The organism is Mucilaginibacter sp. PAMB04168 (genome assembly GCF_039634365.2).
Taxonomy (GTDB): domain Bacteria; phylum Bacteroidota; class Bacteroidia; order Sphingobacteriales; family Sphingobacteriaceae; genus Mucilaginibacter.
This window is the reverse complement of record NZ_CP155079.2, coordinates 4,293,739-4,316,918: the sequence shown is the minus strand read 5'-3', so window position 1 is coordinate 4,316,918 and position 23,180 is coordinate 4,293,739. Positions and strand designations below refer to the sequence as shown.

General features: G+C 46.3%; 11 protein-coding genes. 9 read left to right on the top strand and 2 right to left on the bottom strand.

The features are described from left to right. Positions 1 to 29: 29 nt before the first annotated feature. The 9 genes from ABDD94_RS18315 (at position 30) to ABDD94_RS18275 (ending at position 19,146) form a co-directional block, all read left to right on the top strand. Positions 30 to 1,433, top strand: a complete 1,404-nt coding sequence (locus tag ABDD94_RS18315) for an acetylxylan esterase (RefSeq protein ID WP_345953444.1) — start codon at positions 30 to 32, stop codon at positions 1,431 to 1,433. Between the two features lie 184 nt (positions 1,434 to 1,617). Then, the gene (locus ABDD94_RS18310; protein ID WP_345953443.1) at positions 1,618 to 2,526 is read left to right on the top strand and encodes a sugar phosphate isomerase/epimerase family protein; all 909 of its coding nucleotides are present in this window, start codon (positions 1,618 to 1,620) and stop codon (positions 2,524 to 2,526) included. 123 nt (positions 2,527 to 2,649) lie between these two features. Continuing rightward, positions 2,650 to 5,202: an L-rhamnose mutarotase gene (locus ABDD94_RS18305; RefSeq protein WP_345953442.1), complete on the top strand. Its 2,553-nt coding sequence runs from the start codon at positions 2,650 to 2,652 to the stop codon at positions 5,200 to 5,202. A gap of 24 nt (positions 5,203 to 5,226) precedes the next feature. Further along, the gene (locus ABDD94_RS18300) at positions 5,227 to 6,312 is read left to right on the top strand and encodes a Gfo/Idh/MocA family oxidoreductase (protein ID WP_345953441.1); all 1,086 of its coding nucleotides are present in this window, start codon (positions 5,227 to 5,229) and stop codon (positions 6,310 to 6,312) included. Positions 6,313 to 6,317: 5 nt separating this feature from the next. Next, positions 6,318 to 7,907, top strand: coding sequence for a sodium/solute symporter (locus tag ABDD94_RS18295; protein WP_345953440.1), 1,590 nt, complete (start codon positions 6,318 to 6,320; stop codon positions 7,905 to 7,907). Position 7,908: 1 nt separating this feature from the next. Continuing rightward, the gene (locus tag ABDD94_RS18290) at positions 7,909 to 10,122 is read left to right on the top strand and encodes an alpha-L-rhamnosidase C-terminal domain-containing protein (RefSeq protein WP_345953439.1); all 2,214 of its coding nucleotides are present in this window, start codon (positions 7,909 to 7,911) and stop codon (positions 10,120 to 10,122) included. Between the two features lie 141 nt (positions 10,123 to 10,263). Next, positions 10,264 to 13,506 carry a glycoside hydrolase family 2 TIM barrel-domain containing protein gene (locus tag ABDD94_RS18285; RefSeq protein WP_345953438.1) on the top strand — a complete coding sequence of 1,081 codons (3,243 nt, stop codon included), beginning with the start codon at positions 10,264 to 10,266 and terminating at the stop codon, positions 13,504 to 13,506. 122 nt (positions 13,507 to 13,628) lie between these two features. After that, entirely contained in the window at positions 13,629 to 16,997 is a 3,369-nt protein-coding gene (locus ABDD94_RS18280) for a glycosyl hydrolase (RefSeq protein ID WP_345953437.1), read from the top strand. A 109-nt stretch (positions 16,998 to 17,106) separates the two neighbouring features. Next, positions 17,107 to 19,146, top strand: coding sequence for a glycoside hydrolase family 127 protein (locus ABDD94_RS18275; RefSeq protein ID WP_345953436.1), 2,040 nt, complete (start codon positions 17,107 to 17,109; stop codon positions 19,144 to 19,146). A gap of 262 nt (positions 19,147 to 19,408) precedes the next feature. On the opposite strand, the gene ABDD94_RS18270 is transcribed toward ABDD94_RS18275, so the two are convergent. Beyond that, positions 19,409 to 21,724, bottom strand: a complete 2,316-nt coding sequence (locus tag ABDD94_RS18270) for a DUF5703 domain-containing protein (protein ID WP_345953435.1) — start codon at positions 21,722 to 21,724, stop codon at positions 19,409 to 19,411. Beyond that, positions 21,724 to 23,163, bottom strand: coding sequence for a sialate O-acetylesterase (locus ABDD94_RS18265; protein ID WP_345953434.1), 1,440 nt, complete (start codon positions 23,161 to 23,163; stop codon positions 21,724 to 21,726). Before ABDD94_RS18265 ends, ABDD94_RS18270 begins: the two co-directional genes overlap by 1 nt. Positions 23,164 to 23,180: the final 17 nt, after the last annotated feature.

Genomic DNA, 23,180 nt, shown 5'->3' with positions numbered 1-23,180 from the left:
GTGATGAACATGTTTAATATAAAATAACATTGAAAAAAATACTTAAAAAGTGCGTGGCAGGATTACTTTGGATAGTGATATTCAGTGTGAGCACTTCCTATGCCCAAACCAACAATTCCGATAACGAGTACAAGAAACCCCTGAAGCAGGTGCTTACCGAAATTCAGGATCGTTTTCATGTAAAGATTAAGTACCCGGAAGATATGGTGAAAGACCGCTTTGTACCCTATGCCGACTGGCGCTACAAAACCACAGCTGCAGCAACACTCGCTTCGGTATTGGCACCGCTGGATATGAAGGTAAATGAGGAAGGCCCCAATGCTTTCAAGCTAAAATATTATGAATACTCGCGCATAACAGTTGAGGAAGGACGAGAAAAGCTGGCTTACCTTTCATCACGTTATAACGACAAAACCAGCTGGGAGAAACGGAAGTACGATTTGCGCCCCTGCATGTTGCAGGCTTTGCAATTATCGCCCATGCCCGCCCGGCCTAAATCAAAACCTATCATTACCAATAAACGGGTAATGGATGGCTATACCGTCGAGAATATTGCTATTGAAACATTACCCGGCGTTTATGTAAGCGGGTCGTTATATAAGCCTTTAAAAATTAAAGGTAAAATACCGGTTGTACTTTGCCCAGACGGGCACTTTGGCGATGGCCGCTACCGGGCCGACGGGCAATACCGTTATGCCACGCTGGCTCGTATGGGTGCCATGGCCATTAGTTATGACCTGTTTGCCTGGGGCGAATCTTTGCTGCAATTTAAGGGCGAGGACCACCGCCGTAGTTTGGCTATGACGGTACAAGCGTTAAACAGTTTCCGCATACTGGATTATTTATTAACGCTTAAAGAAGCTGATCCAAACCGTGTTGCTATTACTGGCGCATCAGGTGGCGGCAGCCAAACTATGTTGATTACGGCTTTGGATGACCGTATTAAGTTAAGTGTACCTGTAGTAATGCTATCCAGCTATTTTTCGGGTGGATGTCCTTGCGAAAGCGGGCAACCGGTGCATTTGTGCGGTGGCGGCACCAATAATGACGAACTGGCTGCTATGGCTGCGCCACGCCCGCAACTGGTGATATCAGATGGTGGCGACTGGTCGGCCAATGTGCCCGATACCGATTTGCCTTACCTGCAAAAAATATACGGATACTATGGTAAACCCGAGATGGTGCAAAATGCCCACTTTCCAAAAGAAGGACATGACTACGGCAAATCAAAACGTTTAGCCATGTACGATTTTGTAGCTGAGCATTTTAACCTGAACATTAACGTCGTAAAAGGTGCAGACGGTAAAGTTGACGAATCGAAAGTTGTTATAGAAAAATACCCGGCGCAATACGTTTTTGGTCCTAAAGGTGAAAACCTGCCGGCCAATGCCATACACGGGTTCGATCAGTTAGAGAAACTGTTTAACAAGTAGGCTAAACGAAACCCTCTTTTGCCGTAATGGCGTGGAGTGTTGAAAGAATAAATGCGTTAGGAATAGTGGATAAAGGCTGGTGGCTAACGCCTGCAAGCGTATGAGCGGATAGCCCAGCCTGTAAGGAACGCCAATATAAACCAAAAATAAAAAGCTTTTTATTAAAGCGGAAACGTACAAAGCGATGAAAACTACATCAACCAGGCGTAATTTCCTTGCCCAGGGAGCTATGTTAACAGCAAGTGTTGCACTGTCGCAAAGCAGCTGGGCATCTGCGTTTGCTAATATGGCTAAAGGTCAGCGTTATAAAGTTGCTGTGGTTGATCTGATGATCTTAAAAAGACAAAAGCTTGGTGCCTTCCAGCTAACCAAAGATATTGGCGCAGATGGGGTAGAGGTGGATATGGGAGGTTTAGGTAATCGTCCTACGTTCGAAAACCAGTTGGCTCAGCCCGAAATACGCCAGCAGTTTTTAGATAAGGCTAAAGAACTGAACTTGGAAATATGCTCGCTGGCCATGACCGGCTTTTTTGCCCAGTCGTTCGCGAAGCGTGATGGGGTGGACCGCATGGTGCAGGATTGTATGGATACCATGAAGGCCATGAACGTTAAAGTAGCGTTTTTGCCATTAGGCGTAAACAGTGACCTGACCAAGAACCCTGAACTTCGTCCGGCTGTGATAGAGCGCCTGAAACTGATTGCGCCCAAAGCCGAAGAGGCAGGGGTGGTTATTGGGATAGAAACATCGCTGAATGCTACAGACGAAGCTAAGCTGCTGGATGAAGTAGGCTCAAAGGCTATTAAAAGTTACTTCAATTTTTCTAACGCCTGGGATAATGGGCGCGATGTGAACGAAGAATTGAAGATACTAGGAAAAAAACGCATTTGCCAGATCCATTGCACCAATACCGACGGCGCATGGCTGCAGAATGACCCTAAAGTTGATCTGAAAAAAGTTAAGAAAACCTTGGATAAGATGAAGTGGGAAGGCTGGCTAGTGATAGAACGCTCACGCGATGTGAAGGATCCTCGCAACGTAAAGTGGAATTTCAGTGCCAATACGGCTTTTGTGAAATCGGTGTTTCAAGAGTAAAAACAATTGCGTCATTGCGAGGAGCGATAGTGGCGTGGCAATCTCCTCTGAGCGGTTAACAGCATTGCATGCAAAGATTGCCACTATAATGGTCGCAATAACTTGAGTGATTAAAATTAAACGATGGATAAAACCTTACGCCAAATAATCTGCATCCTTTCGATAGCCTGCCTTTCGGTAAGCGTACAAGCTGCAGATATTTATGTATCGCCTACAGGCGCCGATAGCAACTCGGGTACTAAAGTAGCGCCCAAAGCAACGCTGCATGCGGCCTTGCGTCAGGCACGTGAGCTGCGGCGGCTGGATGATGCATCGGTAAAAGGCGGTATCCATATTATAATGTTAGGCGGTACTTATGGGCTTACCGAACCAGTATTTATCCGCCCCGAAGATTCAGGCACCGAGCAGTCACCTACCTATATCGAAGCAGCACCTAACCAACAACCTGTACTGGATGGCGGCATTGCCATAAAAGGTTGGAAAAAACTAAATACTCCCGTTTCCGGACTTTCAGCAGCAGCTAAGGGTAAAATTTGGGTGAGTGATATTCCTGCATTTGAAGGCCAGCCCTTCCAATTCAGGCAAATCTGGATAAACGGCCATAAGGCTATTCGTGCGCGTGAAACAGACAGAGATAATCAAATGGCTCGAATCCTGTCGCTAGATAAGGCTAAACAAGAAATATGGATACCTACGCCAACGGTAAAATTGCCTGCCAATGCGGGGCAAATGGAAATGGTGATTCACCAGATGTGGGCTATTGCCAATCTGCGGGTAAAAACCGTTACAGTACAAGGCAAGCAAACCAAGCTTACCTTTCAACAACCCGAAAGTCGTATACAATTTGAACACCCCTGGCCGCAAGCAGTTATTGATAAGGACAATAAAATGAACGGTAATTCGGCGTTTTACCTTACTAACGCCATTGAGTTTTTGGATGAGCCGGGTGAGTGGTATGCCGACGTAAAAACCAATAAACTATATTATTGGCCACGTACAGGAGAGGGTATGCCCCAGGCACGGGTGGTAGCTCCCGCTTTAGAAACTTTGTTAACAATAGCCGGTACTATTGACAGGCCGGTGAGCAATGTGTATGTAAAAGGCATTGGTTTTGAGCACGCTACTTGGCTGCGCCCATCGCAGCAAGGGCATGTGCCGCACCAGGCAGGCATGTACATGATAGATGCCTACAAGTTGAAAATTGCCGGTACGCCGGAGAAACAAGGGCTTGAAAACCAGGCCTGGGTCGGTCGTCCGGCGGCAGCCGTTAAGGTAGCGTATGCTAATCACACCGGTTTCGAGAGCTGCCGTTTTGAGCACCTGGCTTCTACCGGGCTTGATTATCAGCGGGGCACGCATAATAATGAGATAAAAGGTAATCTATTCAAAGACATTGGCGGTACGGGCATACAGGTGGGCGTTTTTTCAGACGAGGCCATTGAGGCGCACCTGCCCTACAATCCCAAAGATGAACGTGAAGTTTGTACCAACGAGCAAGTAGTAAACAACCTGGTAACCGATGTAACCAATGAGGATTGGGGCTGTGTGGGCATTGGCGCTGGCTATGTTAAAAACATTAACATTGCGCATAACGAGATAAGCGAGGTTTCGTATTCGGGAATTAGTATGGGCTGGGGATGGAGTAAACTCAGTAACGTAATGAGCGGCAACAAAATAACTGCCAATAAGATACATCATTATGGCAAGCACTTGTACGATGTAGCGGGCATTTATACTCTATCAGCACAGCCCGGTTCAGTTATTAGCCAAAACGTGGTTGATAGCATATACAAAGTGCCTTATGCGCATGATCTGCATCACTGGTTTTACTTGTACTGCGACGAAGGCTCATCCGGGTTTACTGTAAAAGACAACTGGTGCCCTGCCGATAAGTTTCTGCAAAATGCCAACGGGCCCGATAATAAATGGACGAACAATGGTCCGCAGGTAGATGTAGCCATACGTGCTAATGCGGGTCTGGAGCCGGCTTATCGTCAGCTATCAAAATACCAGTCTGCTGTAGGCAGGCCGTCAACCATTAATTATGTAGGCTATGATGCTTATGCAGATGAACCGCAGATAATTGAAGTAGTAGGAGCTAGCAACGGCGGCTTAGATGCCGATAAGGTGAGAGATATATGCATGCGCCACGGCATACCGGCTTCATCTGTTTACCAGTGGAAAAACAGGCTGGTACTGTTTGGTTACATACCAGGCGCCGAAAAAATTCGCGAGCTGCTTAAAAAAGCGTTTCCGGATGCCGAGGTAAAAAACTATATCGATAAGGTATACACTTTCAATAATAAAAAGCACTGTAAAGATGCCACTGTGGCTAATCAATGGGATAACATTATCCTTACTGCCAATTTAGTGAATGACTCTAAAAAACAACAGGAGTATATTAATTACCATGCTACGCAATTCCAGAAGTGGCCCGAAGTAAGCAGAGGCTTTTGCAATGCAAGTTTTCAGCAACTCTTGGTTTATAAAAATGGCAGGCAATTAATGCTGGTCATCAGCATACCCAAAGGTGAAAGCCTGGATAAGCTGAACCCGAAAACTACCGAAAATAACCCTCGGGTGAATGACTGGAACGCCATTATGAAAAATTATCAGGAAGGTATTACCGGTACCAAGCCAGGCGAGGTTTGGGTTTTTATGGAGCCGGTTAAGTAATAATAACAGCAATAAGGAACAACAATGTTAAAAATAGGAATATTAGGATTAGGAGAGGGGCGTAGCACCATGTCGGCTGCATTAGGGAGTGATAAGCTTGAACTGAAAATGGTATGTGACCGCAGTCAGGACGTATGTAAGCATCGGGCTAAAGAGTTCGATTTTCACAGCTATACCACCGAGTACCAGGATATGCTGAACGATGCGGAGATTGATCTGATTGCTATTTATACGCCCGATCATTTGCATGCCGAACATGTAAAACAGGCACTGTTGGCAGGTAAACACGTGGTGTGTACCAAACCGTTTATTGATGATTTAAAAGACGCTAACGAACTGATTAGTTTGGCTGAATCAACCGGTAAAAAGGTGTTTGTTGGTCAAAGCTCACGTTTTTTTGAACCTGCCAAAAGGCAACGTGAAGATTTCGAGGCCGGCTTAATTGGCGATCTTATTACCATTGAAGCTGAGTATCATGCCGATCATCGCTGGTTTTTAGAGAAGCCCTGGGCGCTTGAACCGGCTTTTAAATGGCTTTATGGCGGATTGAGCCACCCGGTTGACTTTGTGCGCTGGTACCTGCCTAATGTAGAAGAAGTGATGGGGTACGGCATGATTAGCAGTAACGGCCAAAAAGCCGGACTGAAAAATGAAGATACGATGCACTTTATTTTTAAGGCTACGGATGGCCGTATTGCCCGTGTAAGTGGTGCTTATACCGGTCCTACACAACCTGCCCAGCGCGATAGCGGCATGAGCACCATACTGCGCGGCACCGAAGGTGCATCGCAAGCCGATTATCACGAGCTGCGCTATGCCGTAACCGATAAAACAGGTGAGGAAAAGATAATCCATTGGGGTGACGCAACCTTGAAGCATTACTTTCGGTTTGAAGGGCAAAGCCACCACGCGGGCGAGTACCAAAACTACCTGGAATATGTGGCTGATTGTTTAGAAACCGGGCAAACCCCATACCCCGACGTAAAAGAGGGCATAGGCACCGTTGCCTTACTACAGGCTATGGATCGCACTCTAAAAACCGGCGCGCCTGTAAAGGTGGCCGATATACTGGCCGAATATAATATCACTGCTGAAACACTTAAAGCCTAACCAGAATGGGCAACATTATAGAGCGCTTAACCGGATTAGATTATGCCATTGTGGCCGTATACCTCGTTATATTAATTGTAATAGGATACCGCGCAAGCTTTGGCAACAAAAAGAAAGCAGACGAAACATTGTTTCTGGCCGATAAGTCATTAGGCTGGAGCAGCATTGGTTTCAACATGTGGGGCACCAATGTAGGGCCCTCTATGCTGCTGGCTTTTGCCAGTATCGGCTATAGCACCGGCATTGTGGCCGTAAATTTCGACTGGTATGCATTTGTATTTCTCATGCTGCTGGCGTTGGTATTTGCTCCGCGCTACCTTGCCGCCCGGGTAAGTACCATGCCCGAGTTTATGGGCAACCGTTACGGCGATTCAACACGCACTATCCTGGCCTGGTATGCACTCATTAAAATACTGATCTCCTGGCTGTCATTGGGCTTATTTGCCGGTGGCTTTTTGGTGCGTCAGATACTGGGTATACCCATGTGGCAATCCGTAATTGCACTGGTATCATTTGCCGGCCTGTTTGCTTTTGCGGGTGGATTAAAAGCAATAGCCAAGGTAAACGTTTTTCAGATGCTGTTGCTTATTGCCGTATCGTTAACCTTAACCATTTTGGGCGTAAATAAGGTAGGCGGCCTTTCGGCAGTTTATCACAGCGTACCTGCCGATTACTGGAACCTTGTACACCCCGCCAGTGATCCAAAATACCCCTGGTATGCTATTTTATTGGGTTATCCTGTGGCCGCTGTGGCTTTCTTTTGTACCGATCAGGCTATGGTGCAATCGGTACTTGGTGCCAAAAACCTGGAGCAGGGGCAACTGGGCGTAAACTTTATAGGCTGGCTTAAAATATTATCGCTGCCTTTATTTATCCTAACCGGCATTTTGTGTTACATCCTCTTCCCGCACTTAAAAGATCCGGCCGAAGCTTACATGACCATGGTAACCAACTTATTCCCTCCGGGTATGAATGGGCTGGTTATTGTAGTGTTGATTGCTGTACTGGTAGGCACTATTGGCTCATCACTTAATGCGTTAAGTACCGTATTTACAACGGATGTTTATGCCGAAAGCATCAACCCTAACGCCACAACTGCAGATAAGATCAGAGTAGGGCGTATTACCGTAGTAGTGGGCTGCCTGTTTGCCATTGTAATGGCGCTGGCTATTGACAGCATTAAAGGGCTTAATTTGTTTGATGTGTTTCAATCGGTATTGGGCTTCATCGCTCCGCCATTGTCGGTAGTGTTTTTGCTCACTGTTTTTTGGAAACGCACCACACGCAAGGCGGTTAATGTTACGCTGTCTGCAGGGTCGGCGTTTAGTTTACTGGTAGGCATAACTTATTTGTGGGTGTTACCACCCAGCCGGTATAATTTTTGGCCGCATTACCTGTTGCTTTCATTTTTAATTTTTGCGTTTCTGCTTATAGTGGCCGTTTTAATCTCGCTGCTGGATACATCGCCGGAAATTTACACGCCGGCCGAAAACGAAATACGTGATTTGCCTAAGGCCACATCACGCGTAAAAATTGCCTGGATATTGTTAACCATAGTGATGATAGGATTATACATCATTTTTAACGGACATTAATATGAAAAAAAGTATACTGGATAAATGTTTAACCGCTTTGTGTTCTGCATCGGCAGTAATGTTTGCTCTTTTAACTATAGTGCCTGCGATTGGGCATGCACAAGCACCAACTGCTAAAGCCACCTGGATATGGTACCCCGGCGATTACGAAATATGGTTAAGCAATAAAATGCAGAATCGCCGTACCGAGCGTGGTTCATTTTTTCCGCCATTTTGGAAACTGGATAGTCATTATGCCCTCATTGATTTTCATAAAGACTACAACCTGGCTGCTGCCGAGGAAGCTGAGATTGCCGTGGAAGGTCAGTACAATTTGAAGATAGATGGTAAAGCCTTTACTGGTTATCCCAAATCAATTACCCTTCCTGCAGGCAAGCACCGTATCAGCCTTAAGGTTTACAACCAGGGCAGCGTGCCTGCGGTATTTGTGAAAAGCCCGCATATAGCAACCGATAGCACCTGGCTGGTAACTTTTGAGGATAAGGAATGGATTGATGCTTCGGGCAAAACCTCGGATGTATCGGCTACGCAGTATGTGCCTGCTGGCGCCTGGAACTTTAACGAGGCGGCTTCTTTGCCATCTCAGTTCCATCTGCCTACCATACCGCAAAAAGCCGTTAGCCTGGATAAAAAAGGGCACTCCATACTGGTTGATTTTGGTAAAGAAACCTTTGGCTATGTTAAACTGCATGGCGTAAAAGGCAAAGGTAAAATTACGCTTTACTACGGCGAGTCTAAGGAGGAAGCGTTGGATACCCAAGGCGGCGAGTTGCTGGATAAAATTGAGGCCGACCAATCCCAAACAGGCGATATTACCATTAACGGCTCAAGGGCTTTCCGGTATGTGAATGTGCAGTATGATGATGACGTCAATATCAATGACGTATCAATGCTGTATGAATACTCGCCGGTAGAGCAACGCGGCAGCTTCCGTTGTTCAGACGAGCAAATAAATAAAATATGGGATGTGGCAGCCTATACCATGCAGCTTAATACCCGCGAGTTTTTTATTGATGGTATTAAGCGCGACCGCTGGGTATGGTCGGGCGATGCAGCGCAAAGTTACCTGATGAACTATTACCTGTACTTTGATTCGCCTACGGTAAAGCGCACCATCAGCGCCCTGCGCGGTAAAGATCCGGTTACCAGCCACATCAATACTATTATGGATTATACCTTTTACTGGTTTATCAGTATTTATGATTACTACCAGCATTCGGGCGATCAGGCGTTCATCAAACAATCGTACCCCGGTATGCAAAGCATGATGAACTATTGCCTTTCGCGCCGTAACGCTAACGGACTAATGCAGGGGCAGGCCGGCGACTGGGTATTTATTGATTGGGCAGATGGCCTGAGCAAAAAAGGCGAAGTAAGTTTTGAGCAACTACTGCTGTGTCGCAGTTTAGAAACTATGGCGCTTTGTGCCAACATTATGAAAGACCCTAAAGCCGCTGCCAAATACAGCGCGCTGGCTAAGGATTTAAAAGCCAAGCTATTTACCTACTACTGGAATGCCCAAAAGCACGCCCTGGTACATAGCCGTATTAATGGTAAGCAAACGGATAACGTTACCCGCTATGCCAACATGTTTGGCATCTTCTTCAACTACTTTAACGAGGCGCAAAAGCAGGATGTAAAAAAATATGTTTTGATGAACGATAAGGTACAAAAAATAACCACGCCTTACATGCGCTTTTATGAGCTGGAAGCCTTATGCGCTATGGGCGAGCAGGGTTATGTTTTAAAGCAGATGAAAGATTACTGGGGCGGTATGCTCAACCTGGGTGCAACCTCATTTTGGGAAGAGTACAATCCGGACAAAAAAGGAGCTGAACATTACGCCATGTATGGCAGGCCGTTTGGTAAAAGTTTATGCCATGCCTGGGGGGCCAGTCCTATTTATTTGTTGGGTAAGTATTACCTGGGTGTAAAGCCAACAGCACCGGCCTACCAAACTTATGTTATTGAGCCGCAACTGGGTGGCCTGCAGTGGATGGAAGGTGCCGTACCTACGCCCAATGGTGATATAAAAGTTAATGTAACCACACAGCAAATTAAAGTAAGTGCCCAAACGGGTACGGGTACGTTACGTATTAAAAGCAAAACCAAGCCGGTTTGTAATGATGCAACCATCAAAACCATAGCTAACGGCGCGTACGAAATTAGTATACAAAAAGGAAAAGATTATACAATAAATTACACCGCAATTTAGGCAATTTGCGTGTTCGTCTAGCTTAGGCCGAAATGGCTAACCGATTGTAATTTAATGTATACAACAATATTCAGAAAGTATTTAAAGCCCTCCCCCCCGGGGAGGGTTTGGGTAGGGCTCTTGTTGCTTTTACCTTTTCATGTGTTTGCTCAACTTGTAGATAAAACACCTGCCGCGGTACCTAACGCACCTGTAGTTTTTAATACTGAGCCTTGGGAAGACCCGTTGGTAAACGGTATTAACCGCGATGCCTCACGTGCTACGGCTTACTCTTTTGGCAGCGTAGCCGATGCCTTGCAGGGCGACCGCGAAAAATCGGGCCGCATGTTGTCTTTAAACGGCCAATGGGATTTTGCTTTTGCTGAGAAACTTGCCGATGCACCCAAAGACTTTTACAAGAGCCGGGTGAGTGGCTGGAAAAAGATCACCGTGCCATCAAGCGTGGAGATGCTTGGCTATGGCAAACCTATTTATAAAAGTGCCGTTTACCCGTTTAGGCCGGTTAACCCGCCACATGTACCGCTTGACATGAACGGCGTTGGCAGCTACCAGCGCACTTTTACCATGCCAGCCAACTGGAAAGATATGAATGTTACCCTGCATTTTGGTGGTGTAAGTTCAGGCTTTAAAGTATGGCTCAATGGCAAGTTTTTAGGTTATGGCGAGGATAGCTTCCTGTCGTCGGAGTTCAACATCACGCCTTACCTGCAAGCCGGCGAAAATATAGTATCTGTACAGAATATTCGTTGGAGCGATGGCTCTTTTCTGGAAGATCAGGATCAGTGGCGTTTGAGTGGTATACACCGCGAGGTCATGCTGCTGGCCGAACCCAAATTGCGCATAGCCGATTTCTTTTACCAAACTAAGCTCGATAAGCAGTATAAAGATGCCGTGCTCAGCATCCGTCCGCGTATCGAAAATTTAACCGGCAAAGCAATTGCCGGTTACCAGCTTAAAGCCCGCTTGTTCGACAAGAATAAAAAAGAAGTTTTACAAAAGCCGCTGGTGCGTAGCGTAGAAAGTATTGTCAATGAGATTTATCCGCGTTTGGATAATGTTAAATTTGGCCTGCTGGAAACTAAGGTAAGCAACCCTGATAAATGGAGCGATGAGCAACCTAATTTGTACACGCTCACCCTATCGTTAGAAGACAGCACCGGCCGTGTGCTGGAAGTGAAAAGCTGCCGCTTAGGTTTCCGCAGTATCGAGTTTTCAAAAACAGACAGTAAGCTGCTCATCAATGGTAAAGTAACTTACCTGTATGGCATTAACCGGCCCGATCATCATGCGGTTAAAGGCAAGGCGCTCTCGCGCGAAGATATTTTAGAGGATGTGCGCACCATTAAGCGTTTTAACTTCAATTGCATCCGTACAAGCCATTATCCTATGGATCCTTACCTGTATGATTTATGCGATCAGTACGGTATTCTAGTGATAGATGAGGCAAACCTGGAAACTCATGGCCTTGGCTCCAAGCTGAGTAACGATCCACAGTGGACCGGCGCTTACCTGGAGCGTGCTACCCGTATGGTAATGCGTGATAAGAATCATCCCAGCATCATCATCTGGAGCCTGGGTAACGAGGCCGGTCGGGGACCGAATCATGCTGCTATGGCCGCCTGGATACACGACTTTGATATTACCCGGCCTGTGCATTATGAACCTGCACAGGGCACCCCGCAGGCCGAAGGCTACGTAGACGTAACCGACCCACGGTATTTAAAGCCTAATGATCACTCTCACCGCCTGCAAAACCCTATTGACGAGCCTTATGTAGATATCGTAAGCCGTATGTATCCGGCATTATATACTGCTCCGTTGCTGGTTAATCAGCAAAACGGCGACACGCGGCCCATCTTTTTTGTGGAGTACTCACATGCTATGGGTAACTCCAATGGTAATTTAAAAGAGCTTTGGGACCAATGGCGATCCAGCAAGCGCGTAATTGGCGGCGCTATCTGGGAGTTTAAGGATCAGGGCTTATTGAAAAAAGACTCAGTTGGTACGCCTTTTTTTGCTTACGGTGGCGATTACGGCGAAAAATATTTCGATAACTTCACCATCAAAGGAACTGTAGCTTCGGATGGCAGGCCTAAGGCCGCCATGTTTGAGTGTAAGCATATTTTCCAGCCGGTAGTGAGCGAATTGGTTGATGCCCCAAAGGGATTAGTTAAAATAACCAACCGTAGTGCTGTACAAACATTAGCTGGATACAGTGTAATGCTGCAAGTTAGGGAGGATGGCCGTTTAATTTTGCAAAAGGCATTGCCCGTTATGAACCTGGCTGCAGGCAAGGATACCGTCATCAATATTAAATCATACCTGCCAGCGTTAAAAGCTGGGTATGAATACTTGGCGACTATCCGTTTTAGCTTAGCACATGATGAGTTATGGGCGGCCAAAGGTTACGAAATAGCTTCCGACCAATTAGCATTAACCGGTTTGCCTGCGGTTAAATTTCCAGCTAAAAACAGCGGTGCCGTTACGTTGGATGATAGGGCGGACGCTTATACATTATCAGGCAAGGGCTTTAAGGTGAGCATCAGTAAGCAAAATGGTGCTTTAACCTCGTACCTATACAATAATCAGGAGCAGATATTTGCGCCGTTGCTGCCGCATTTTAGTCGCCCGGCTACCGATAACGATCACCGCGGCTGGAAAGCCGACCGTAAGCTAAAGCCATGGTTTAAAGCCATACCGGTACTTAAAAATATTACCGCTAATAAGTTGGGCAATGGTGCGGTTGCGGTAATTAGCAATTACAGCCTAATTAATGATAGTGCCCAAGTTAAGGTAACCTATACTATTAACGGAATGGGCGCAGTTAGGGTAGAACAACAGCTTACCCCAAAAGTTACCGGCTTGCCTAACATGCCTAAAGTGGGCATGCAGGGCGGCATTAAGCGTAGTTACGATAATATTAGCTGGTATGGCCGTGGCCCAATGGAAAACTACATTGACCGCAGGAGCGGCTTTGAGTCGGCTATTTACACGCAGCCCATACAAGATTTTATGGAGCCTTACGCCGTGCCTCAGGAAAACGGCAACCGCACGGATGTACGTTGGATGCTCCTGGCAGATAAGCAATCGAACGGCTTACTGGTAGTAGCTGATAGCTTGCTGAGCATGAGCGCCTGGCCTTACACCGAAGCCAACATTGTGGCTGCTAAACATACCAATAAGCTGCAAGATGCCGGCTTTATAACGCTGAACATTGATTTGATACAAATGGGCCTTGGCGGCAATGATAGCTGGTCGGACGTGGCCGCACCATTGGATATTTACCAGATACCGGCTAAGCCGTACAAGTACAGCTTCTACCTTTATCCTTACAAAGGAAATGTAGGAAGTGTGCGTAGTGTGGTCAATAAAGTAAAGAATTAAGACATTACAAAGAGTATTGTCAACCCGAACCGAAGTGAGCGATCTTTCCAAATTGATTAGCTAATCGCTTTGCAAGGACTTCTCGTTAGTACTCAAAATACAAAGGAGGAAAGATTTAAAACATGAAGAAACTCATACTGTACATATTGCTTTGCATTGTTTGCTTGGGTTCTTCGGTGAACCATGCCCGGGCACAGGTACGAGGCAAAGTATTGGCCCAAACCGATCTGGAACGTCTTTTTAAGAATCCACCACAATCGGCCAAACCCTGGGTGTTTTGGTATTGGATGCAAGCTGCTGTTACCAAGGCCGGCATAACTGCAGATTTGGAAGCCATGAAGCAGGCCGGTATGGGTGGCGCTTATTTAATGCCCATCAAAGGTGTTGCTAACCCGGCGTGGATAACGCCTCCGGTTGAGCAATTAACGCCCGAGTGGTGGGCAATGGTAAAGTTTGCCATGCAGGAAGCAGATCGCCTGGGCCTGCAAATGGCCATGCATGATAGTGATGGTTTTGCCCTTGCCGGCGGCCCCTGGATTACGCCCGAACTATCCATGCAAAAAGTGGTATGGACAAAAACACAATTGAAAGGTGGGCATCGCTTTAACGACACGCTAACCCGGCCTGAAAGCTACAAAGGCTATTACAAAGACATTGCGGTGCTAGCTTACCCTTCTCCGGCAGGTGCAGGCATTACATCCAAACAAATTATTCCCAAGGTTATTAGCAGTGTTTCGGGAACAGATGTCCAGTTTTTAGCTGATCCAACCAACAAAAAAACTTTTACCAGCGCTGATTCTTGCTGGATACAGCTGGAGTTTGCCTCACCGTTTACTTGTCGGTCGTTAGTAGTGCGTACTAATGCTCCAAATTACCAGGCCGAGCGGTTGCTCATTGCCGTTAGTGATGATGGAAAAAGCTTTCGTCCTTTAACCCGTTTGCAGGCACCGCGCCACGGCTGGCAGGATAATGACACGTTTATTACCCAGTCGATAATACCAACTACGGCCAAATATTTCCGTTTCATTTATAATAAAGAGGGCTCGGAGCCGGGTGCCGAAGATTTGGATTTTGCCAAGTGGAAGCAATCGCTCAAAATATCGGGTATCGAATTATCGTCCGAGCCTAGCATTCATCAATACGAAGGCAAAACCGGCGAAGTTTGGCGCATTAGCAAGCATACTACTACGGAGCAACTGCCTGATAATTTGTGTATCCCGAAAGATAAGATCATTGACTTAACCGGTAAGCTGGATGCAAGCGGCCGTTTGCAGTGGGATGCCCCGGCAGGCAACTGGACTATTTTACGCGTAGGGCATACATCAACCGGTTACACCAATGCTACCGGCGGTAAGGGAGCCGGGCTGGAATGCGATAAGTTCAACCCGCAGGCTATTAAGCTACAGTTCGACAGCTGGTTTGGCGAAGCCATTAAACAAATTGGACCCGACCTGGCCAAACGTGTGTTAAAAGTTTTCCATGTGGATAGTTGGGAATGTAGCAGTCAGAATTGGTCGGCCGGATTTGCGCAGGAATTTAAGCAACGCAGAGGGTATGATTTGATGCCATACCTGCCGGTAATGGCAGGCGTGCCTATACAAAGCGCAGCACAATCAGAAAAAGTACTGGCCGATGTAAGGCAAACCATTGCCGAGTTGGTGGTTGATAAATTTTATACCACCATGGCTCAGTTAGCGCATGAAAAAGGCTGTATTTTTACAGCCGAAGCCGTTGCCCCAACCATGACAAGCGACGGCCTGCTGCACTACAGCAAAGCTGATATAGCCATGGGCGAATTTTGGCTGCGCAGCCCTACGCATGATAAGCCAAACGACATGCTGGATGCCATATCGGGCGGGCACATTTACGGCAAAAATATTATACAGGCCGAATCATTTACCGAACTGCGTACCATGTGGGATGAGTATCCTGCAATGTTAAAAGCACTTGGTGATCGTAACCTGGCCTTAGGTGTGAATAGGCTGGTTTTCCATGTCAATACGCATAACCCCTGGATGGATCGCAAGCCGGGCTTAACACTGGATGGCATTGGTGTGTTTATGCAACGCGACCAAACCTGGTTTAAACCAGGCCGTGCATGGATTAAATATCTGGAACGCTGCCAAGCGCTCCTCCAGCAAGGCAATCCGGTTACCGATATAGCGGTGTTCACCGGCGAGGAAACGCCGCGCAGGGCCATGCTACCCGATAGGCTGATCCCAACCTTGCCCGGCTTGTTCGGCGCTGAACGGGTGGAACGCGAAAAAGAACGGTTAGCTAATAAGGGGTTGCCCATGCGTACCATGCCAATTGGTGTAAACAGTAGCGCCAATACGCTTGATGCTGATGCCCTAACAGATCCGTTGAACGGTTATAAATATGACTCGTTTAACCTGGATGCCCTGATGCGGCTGGCCAAAGTAAACAATGGCCGTATAGAGTTACCTGGTGGCGCCAGTTACAAAGTCCTGGTCGTGCCGGGTAATACCCAAATGTTGCCCAATGGCGCTGTGATGTCGCAACGGGTAGTAAACCGGCTAAATGAGCTGGTAGCGGCAGGAGCAACAATCATTTATCATCCTAATGCGGGGCCGGCGCTTAAACAAAACCGCAGTGGCAGGGTAATAACCGGTCCTTACCAACAGCCTGATTTAAGGAGCATAGGCTTAACAAAAGACTTTATAGCAACAGATGCATCTGGTAATAGTGCTAAAAATTTAGCTTGGACACACCGTAGCTCAACAAATTTTGATCTCTACTTTATCTCCAATCAGGATAGTGTAGCGCGCCAGTTACAGGTGTCGGTACGTACAAAAGGCCGCGTGCCGGAATTGGCCGATGCTTTAACAGGCGAGTTTAAGCAAACCAACAGCTGGCAGGTACAAAATGAACGAACAGTGCTGCCTGTTAAATTAGAGGCAAGCGGATCAGTGTTCATTATATTTAGAAAGCCAGGTACAGCGCCTGTACTTACCAACCATAAAAAGGAACCGGTAAGGCAATTTATGGAAACCCTGCAGCCTGCATGGACGGTAACTTTTGATGCTAAAATGGGCGGACCAAACGCGCCTGTGCAATGGAGCGCATTGCAGGATTGGAGCAAATCGGCAGATACGACAATAAAGTATTATTCGGGTACTGCGGTTTACAATCAAACGTTTACTTATAAGGGTATTGCTAAAGTACAAGGTGTTTGGTTAAGCCTGGGTAGGGTGGATAACATAGCTGAGGTGTTTGTGAACAACGTTCCATGTGGTGTAGCCTGGACAGCGCCTTACCGTGTTAACATTAGTAAAGCGTTAAAACCGGGTATTAACCAAATCAGAATTGAGGTAACTAACACCTGGGCCAACCGTTTGATGGGCGACCACCGCTTACCTAAAGAGAAACAAATAACCTGGACCAATGCACCTTATCGCCTGGAAGGCAAACCTTTGTTACCAGCAGGATTAATGGGGCCAGTGGTGATTGAAAAGTTGATAGAACAATAATAGAAACCAATATTGCCATATCGAACAATAGTGATGAATCTTTTCCAATAGTGAGCGAATCGCCTGGAAAAAAGTTCTCTTAACACTCGAAATGACAGTTTAATAAGATATGATGAGAAGTGTAGTTAAGATTTTATGTATTGGGGCGCTAACCACCATTAGTGCCACCGCCTTTGCTCAAAGCAAAGCCTTGGTCAATACCTCGGCCAGCCCGTACGCCAAGCTAGGTAGTGTTGATATGGGTAATGTAACCTGGACAAAAGGTTTTTGGGCCGACCGTTTTCAGGTTTGCCGCGACACCATGATCCCGAATTTGTGGGCGGTGTATACCGATCCTAAGGTTAGCCATGCGTTCCGGAATTTTGAAATAGCAGCGGGGCTTGATACCGGTTCGCATTCTGGTCCGCCGTTTCATGATGGTGACTTTTACAAGCTGTTTGAGGCTGTGGCAAGCATGTACAGCGTAACACGCGACCCCAAGCTTGATGGCTTAATGGATAAAACCATAGCGGTGATAGCTAAAGCGCAACGGGCAGACGGTTACATACATACACCTACTATTATTGCTCAGCACAACGATCCTAAAAATGCAAAGGCCTTTGCCGACAGGCTGAACTTTGAGACTTATAATCTTGGGCATTTGATGACTGCAGGCTGTGTACATTACCGTGCTACTGGTAAAAAAACGCTGCTTAACGTGGCTATTAAAGCTACTGATTATTTATATAAATTCTATAAAACCGCATCGCCCGAGCTGGCGCGAAATGCCATCTGCCCTTCGCACTATATGGGAGTGGTTGAGATGTACCGCACTACCCGCAATCCTAAATACCTGGAGCTATCCAAAAACCTGATTGATATACGCGGCTTAATGAAAGACGGAACTGACGACAACCAGGATCGCATTCCATTCCGCCAGCAAACCAAAGCTATGGGCCATGCAGTAAGGGCTAATTACCTGTTTGCCGGCGCTGCCGATGTGTACGCCGAAACCGGAGATAGTACGTTAATGCATACGCTTAACCTGATGTGGAACGATGTGGTGAACCGCAAAATGTACGTAACCGGTGGTACAGGGGCCTTGTACGATGGCGTATCGCCCGACGGTACTTCTTATAACCCGGTTGATGTACAGAAGGTGCATCAGGCGTACGGGCGTGATTACCAGCTACCTAACTTTACGTCACACAACGAAACCTGCGCCAATATTGGTAACGTATTATGGAACTGGCGTATGCTGCAAACCACCGGCAAAGCACAATATGCTGATGTAATGGAACTGGCTTTATATAACAGCGTATTATCGGGCATTAGCCTTAATGGTAAGAACTTTTTATACACTAATCCCATGAGCTATTCGGACGATTTGCCATTTAATCAGCGGTGGTCAAAGGACAGAGTGGGATATATCAAGTTATCTAACTGCTGCCCGCCCAATGTGGTACGTACCATTGCGGAGGTGGGTAATTATGCTTATAGTGTATCAGACAAAGGGTTGTATTTTAATTTATATGGCGGTAATGCATTGAACACTTCCACTAAAAATGGCGCTAAAATTAAGTTAACACAAACTACAGAATACCCCTGGGATGGTAAAGTAAGCATTGTATTGCAGCAAGCGCCAGCCAGCGCTTACTCGTTGTTTTTGAGAATACCTGGCTGGTGTAATGGTGCAACGTTAACAGTTAATGGACAAGCCGTAAATACGCCGATCACATCGGGCCAGTATGCGGAGGTTAACCGCCAGTGGAAAGCCGGAGACAAAATAGAACTAAACCTGCCTATGCCGGTAAAATTGTTGGAAGCAAACCCATTGGTTGAAGAAACCCGGAACCAGGTAGCGGTAAAACGCGGACCAGTAGTATATTGCCTGGAATCGGCCGATTTACCCAAGGGACAAAAGGTATTTAACATTGCTATTCCGTTAAAAAATGATTTAAAGCCGGAGTTGATCCGCATCCAAAATAGCCCTATCATGAGCTTAACCGGCAAGGCGGATGTTAAAAATGGAGGTAGCTGGCAAAATACGCTTTACCGTGAGGTAGCCAGTACTGAATCATCAAAAATAAGCATCCGGTTAATACCTTACTACGCCTGGGGAAACCGCGGACATGTTGATATGGAAACCTGGATGCCGGTGGATAGATAGACTCAACAGTTTAACAAATAATTTAAAGCTCATTTCGAGTACAAAGAGAGATATTATCTGAGCAATAATCTGATCGGTTCGAAAATCTCTCTAGTTCGAGATGGCAAATTTATAGTAAAAGAGCCTGGCATTTGCCAGGCTCTTTTACTATAAATGTACTGTTGTCATTTTCGAGCGTATGCGAGAATCTTTTTAAGCGACTGGCTTATTAACCTCAAAGGACGTCTTATCGCCGTTCGAAACTAGAAATTTCATTTTGGAGTTATTTCAACATATTAACCACATCAGCCCTTCTGCTCTCCGGCCATACATTTAAATAGGTAAGCTTGCCATGTTTTACTTTAACTTCGATGGTAGTTTCATAAGGGGCGTGCAATTTGAAGTGTACATCCCATTTTTTTGGCCAGGCAGGTAGCAGGTATATTTTTCTGCCATCTGTTTGCAGCAGCATTTCCTGCAAGCCAATCATGCCCGAGCCTCCCCAGTTATGATCGGGCGTCCAATCAAAACCCGGTCCCCAAAACGCCGGGAAGCGCCGGCCGGAGTCTTTTAGCTTAACGAGTGTAAGCTTTGTGGCTTCATCTGTTAAACCCAGCCGAGCCGCAAAAATGTTATCTTGTTTCCAGCCAATGCCGCTTCTGAATTTTACGGCCAGGGTATCATATTTCCAGGTATTTAGTGCTACGTCCAGATCGGGTTTGCCTATGCCATAAATGCCCCAGGGATAAACCGGGTAAAGTTGCATGGTCTCTACATTATTCACCCGTTCCCAGCTTTGCGCTGGTGCAATGGTTTTATGGCCGTTAAATTCTCTGAAGCTGATTGGCGGAATGCGCTTAAGCATGGTTTCCCAAGCAGTGCGTTTTTCGGTACTAAGATATTCATCAGGTAGTTCCAGCAAACGGGTGAGCACTGTTTTTAAGGCGGCTATAGTGGAGGTAGAATTGTAAGTCATTTTAAACGTTTCACCTGCCGATCCGGGATATAAAACTAAATGTCCGGCTGCATCAAACACCTTGCTGCCCCTGTTACGGGCTATGTATTGGTAATGCTCATTAAAAAAAGTAAGGCAGCTTTCAATAAAAGGGATGTACGGTTTAATGTCTCTACCTGTATAGCGTTCAGTCTCTAGCATCATGTAACAAAACTCCAGTACGGTATCCCACTCATATTCGAGCCAGGCATTGTATTCTACTCCCTTATCAAAACTGGCCGGACGTTTCCAGCCGTATTCAGATATGTTAGGAAGGCCAAAGTTTTCCAGCTGTTCAGTAAAGCTGGCGCCCGGGTGCCCCCAGTAGGTTTGTGAGCGCAATTCAGCATTTTTTAAAATTCGCAGATAAAAGTCAAACTGTGGTTTCATCAAGTCCCAGTCGCCGTTTTTAAGCATGGGGAAATAGACCAGTCGCTGGTTTTGTGCCGTAATTAAACCACCTCCCCAAAGACGAAAATCGGGGGTAAGCTTAATGGCCGTGTCAATAAAATTGGGATCGTAAGTAAAAAGTCCGCCGTTTGATTTACTAGGGAACTGGCCAAACGCATTGCACCCCAGCATGTAACGGAACAGTTGGTAATTGCGCCCTACCTGCCAGGCTTCCGTTTGTACCGAATCGGTATTGATATGTATAAAACTGCGATTCCAGTATTGTTTCCACCAATTTTGCGTAGTTGTAAGGGCTTTGTGTGAGGATTGTACAGCTTTTGATATCGTTTTTTGTAGGCTCGCTTGCCAGGTGCTTGCGGATGGGGTTTGCTCGGTGTGTAAGTAAACCTCAAAGCTTTGCGTTTTGGTGGCCGATTGGCTCTTTAAACTTAAGCCCTTAAAAGGCGTGCCTGCATACGTACCCTCATAAGTGCCCCCGGGCAACATGCCATTGCCCTGCATACGTCCGCCAAATGTTAAGTAGAAGAGTGGATTATAGAGTTGAGATTTTACAGCGGCCATGCCCTCATGTACCACTGTGGTATCAAAAATGGTTTTGCCGGTGTTTTGGTGGTAAAACTGAATTCCATTACTGGTAAAATTAACCTGATCCTTAGCTGTTTTTATATCCGGATTCTTAGCCCATTTCCAGGAACTTTGATTGTTCTCCTTACCGCTGGTAAAACGGTCTTTAAAACGCCAGTTTTCGTAGGCAGCCTGCACTAATACCGGTTTACTGGCTTTTACCTCAACGTGTATTACCGGGTTAAAAACGTCCACCCAAATTTTAAGATCAGCCTTCAAGCCGGTATTGCTGCCTTCAATATGTACAGCGCCTGTTTGTAAGGATAGTTCCTGCTTAAAATCTTTCCCTTCGAGCGGGTTGGGTGACAGCTTCACCCGTACGCGGCCCAGCTTGAGCATGGTATTATTCTCATCAAAAGTGCCGCTTCTTGAAATGTAAAAAAACAGTTCACCCTTTTCAACCCAAACGTTAAGCCCAATATCGCCACCTCCACAAGGCATAGATTCGCCCGAATTTTGGCTTTGGCTTGTCCATATAACATGGTTCTGCCTTAATTCAGTTGTTTGTGCTTGTGCAGCATAACAGCACAACAGCAATATAAAATAAATTAGGTGGCTAATGCGTCTCATTACATCGGCCAGTTATCTGTTCTGAAAGAAGATACCGGGAGGCCGTCGGTTCCATACAATTCACCTACAATAAAATCGCGGAAGGCGTACCGTACCGCAACTGGTTTTTTAACCTGTGGAGCCGATACCGTAACGGAGCTGCCATTGATAACTGCCTTAGCCGGGTAAAATTTCTGATCATCGCCCGCTATTTCAAATTGCGTTAAAGGCTTACTGTACGATGTTAGACCGTTGTTGGCATTAACAAACCTTATTACGGCGGCCGTATCCTTTACGTTAATAGATTCATACTCCGGACTGGCAAAACCAAACCCTTTTATCCCATAGGTTTTACCCAAGGCAAGGTAAGCCAAACGGGTTCCGCCGGGTTCCTTATGAGCCGGGTGAATGCTCGCCTGCTCGCCAATATCCATTAGTACGGCCATGGCACTGTTAGGTATGGTTTTTTGTGATTTGCGCTGTGCATCGCGCAGGTAGGCCGAGTTGTATTTGCCGCCTTTGTTGTAGGGTGGTAGCTGGGCATAATCGTAAGGCGCTATTTGTGCAAAGTAGAAAGGGAAATCTCCCTGTGCCCACAGCTCACGCCAGCGGGCAACAAGCGCTGGGAAAAGCTTTTCATACTGGTCGGGATTGTCGTAGTTAGATTCGCCCTGGTACCATATAGCGCCTTTAATGCCGTAACCTAAAATAGGGTGCAGCATGCCGTTATATAAAGTAGTAGCCGTACGGCTTACTTGTTTTATGGTGTCGGTTTTGGCCGGTATTTTAACTGTTGGGAAAGCTTTCAACACATCCGCATCTACCCATGCCTCAGCAAACGAGCCACTGTAACTGCAATTAATTAAACCTACAGGCACATTCAGCATGTCATTAAGCAGGCGGCCAAAGTAATAACCGGTTGCACTAAAATTGCTCACAAACTCCGGGCTGGCAACCCGCCACTCGGATGGTTTGCTGTTTTGCTGTACTTCTGTTACTGATGAACGTGGCACCGTATACAATCTGACATTGTTGTTTTTAGATTTCAGGATAACCTCATTTGACGCTATAATGGGTTGGCCTTTGAACCCTTTCATGGGCATTTCCATGTTCGATTGACCGCCCAGTACCCAAACTTCACCAATTAATACATTGTCAAGCTTGGTTATTTGCCCGTTACTAATGGTAATTGTATAAGGGCCGCCGGCTGCAGGGGTGCTTATTTTTATTTTCCATTTACCGGTTTGGTCGGCTGCCGCTTTATATAATTTCTTATTCCATGATGTGGTAATCGTAATGGCTTTTCCGGGTGTATCCCAGCCCCATATAGGCACATCCATTTGCTGTTGCAGTACCATATTGCTGGTAAATAAAGAAGCCAGCTTTACTTGCGCTTTAGATTGAATGGCACCCATCACCATCAGGAAAGCAACAATTGTCTTAATAACACTTATTCTCATGTTACCAAAGATAGTAG

What these genes read in the sequence shown, in the direction of transcription:
- ABDD94_RS18310 (WP_345953443.1), top strand. Translation starts at nt 1,618, where the DNA reads ATGAAAACTACATCAACCAGGCGTAATTTCCTTGCCCAGGGAGCTATG.
- ABDD94_RS18305 (WP_345953442.1), top strand. Translation starts at nt 2,650, where the DNA reads ATGGATAAAACCTTACGCCAAATAATCTGCATCCTTTCGATAGCCTGC.
- ABDD94_RS18300 (WP_345953441.1), top strand. Translation starts at nt 5,227, where the DNA reads ATGTTAAAAATAGGAATATTAGGATTAGGAGAGGGGCGTAGCACCATG.
- ABDD94_RS18295 (WP_345953440.1), top strand. Translation starts at nt 6,318, where the DNA reads ATGGGCAACATTATAGAGCGCTTAACCGGATTAGATTATGCCATTGTG.
- ABDD94_RS18290 (WP_345953439.1), top strand. Translation starts at nt 7,909, where the DNA reads ATGAAAAAAAGTATACTGGATAAATGTTTAACCGCTTTGTGTTCTGCA.
- ABDD94_RS18280 (WP_345953437.1), top strand. Translation starts at nt 13,629, where the DNA reads ATGAAGAAACTCATACTGTACATATTGCTTTGCATTGTTTGCTTGGGT.
- ABDD94_RS18275 (WP_345953436.1), top strand. Translation starts at nt 17,107, where the DNA reads ATGATGAGAAGTGTAGTTAAGATTTTATGTATTGGGGCGCTAACCACC.
- ABDD94_RS18270 (WP_345953435.1), bottom strand. Translation starts at nt 21,724, where the DNA reads ATGAGACGCATTAGCCACCTAATTTATTTTATATTGCTGTTGTGCTGT.
- ABDD94_RS18265 (WP_345953434.1), bottom strand. Translation starts at nt 23,163, where the DNA reads ATGAGAATAAGTGTTATTAAGACAATTGTTGCTTTCCTGATGGTGATG.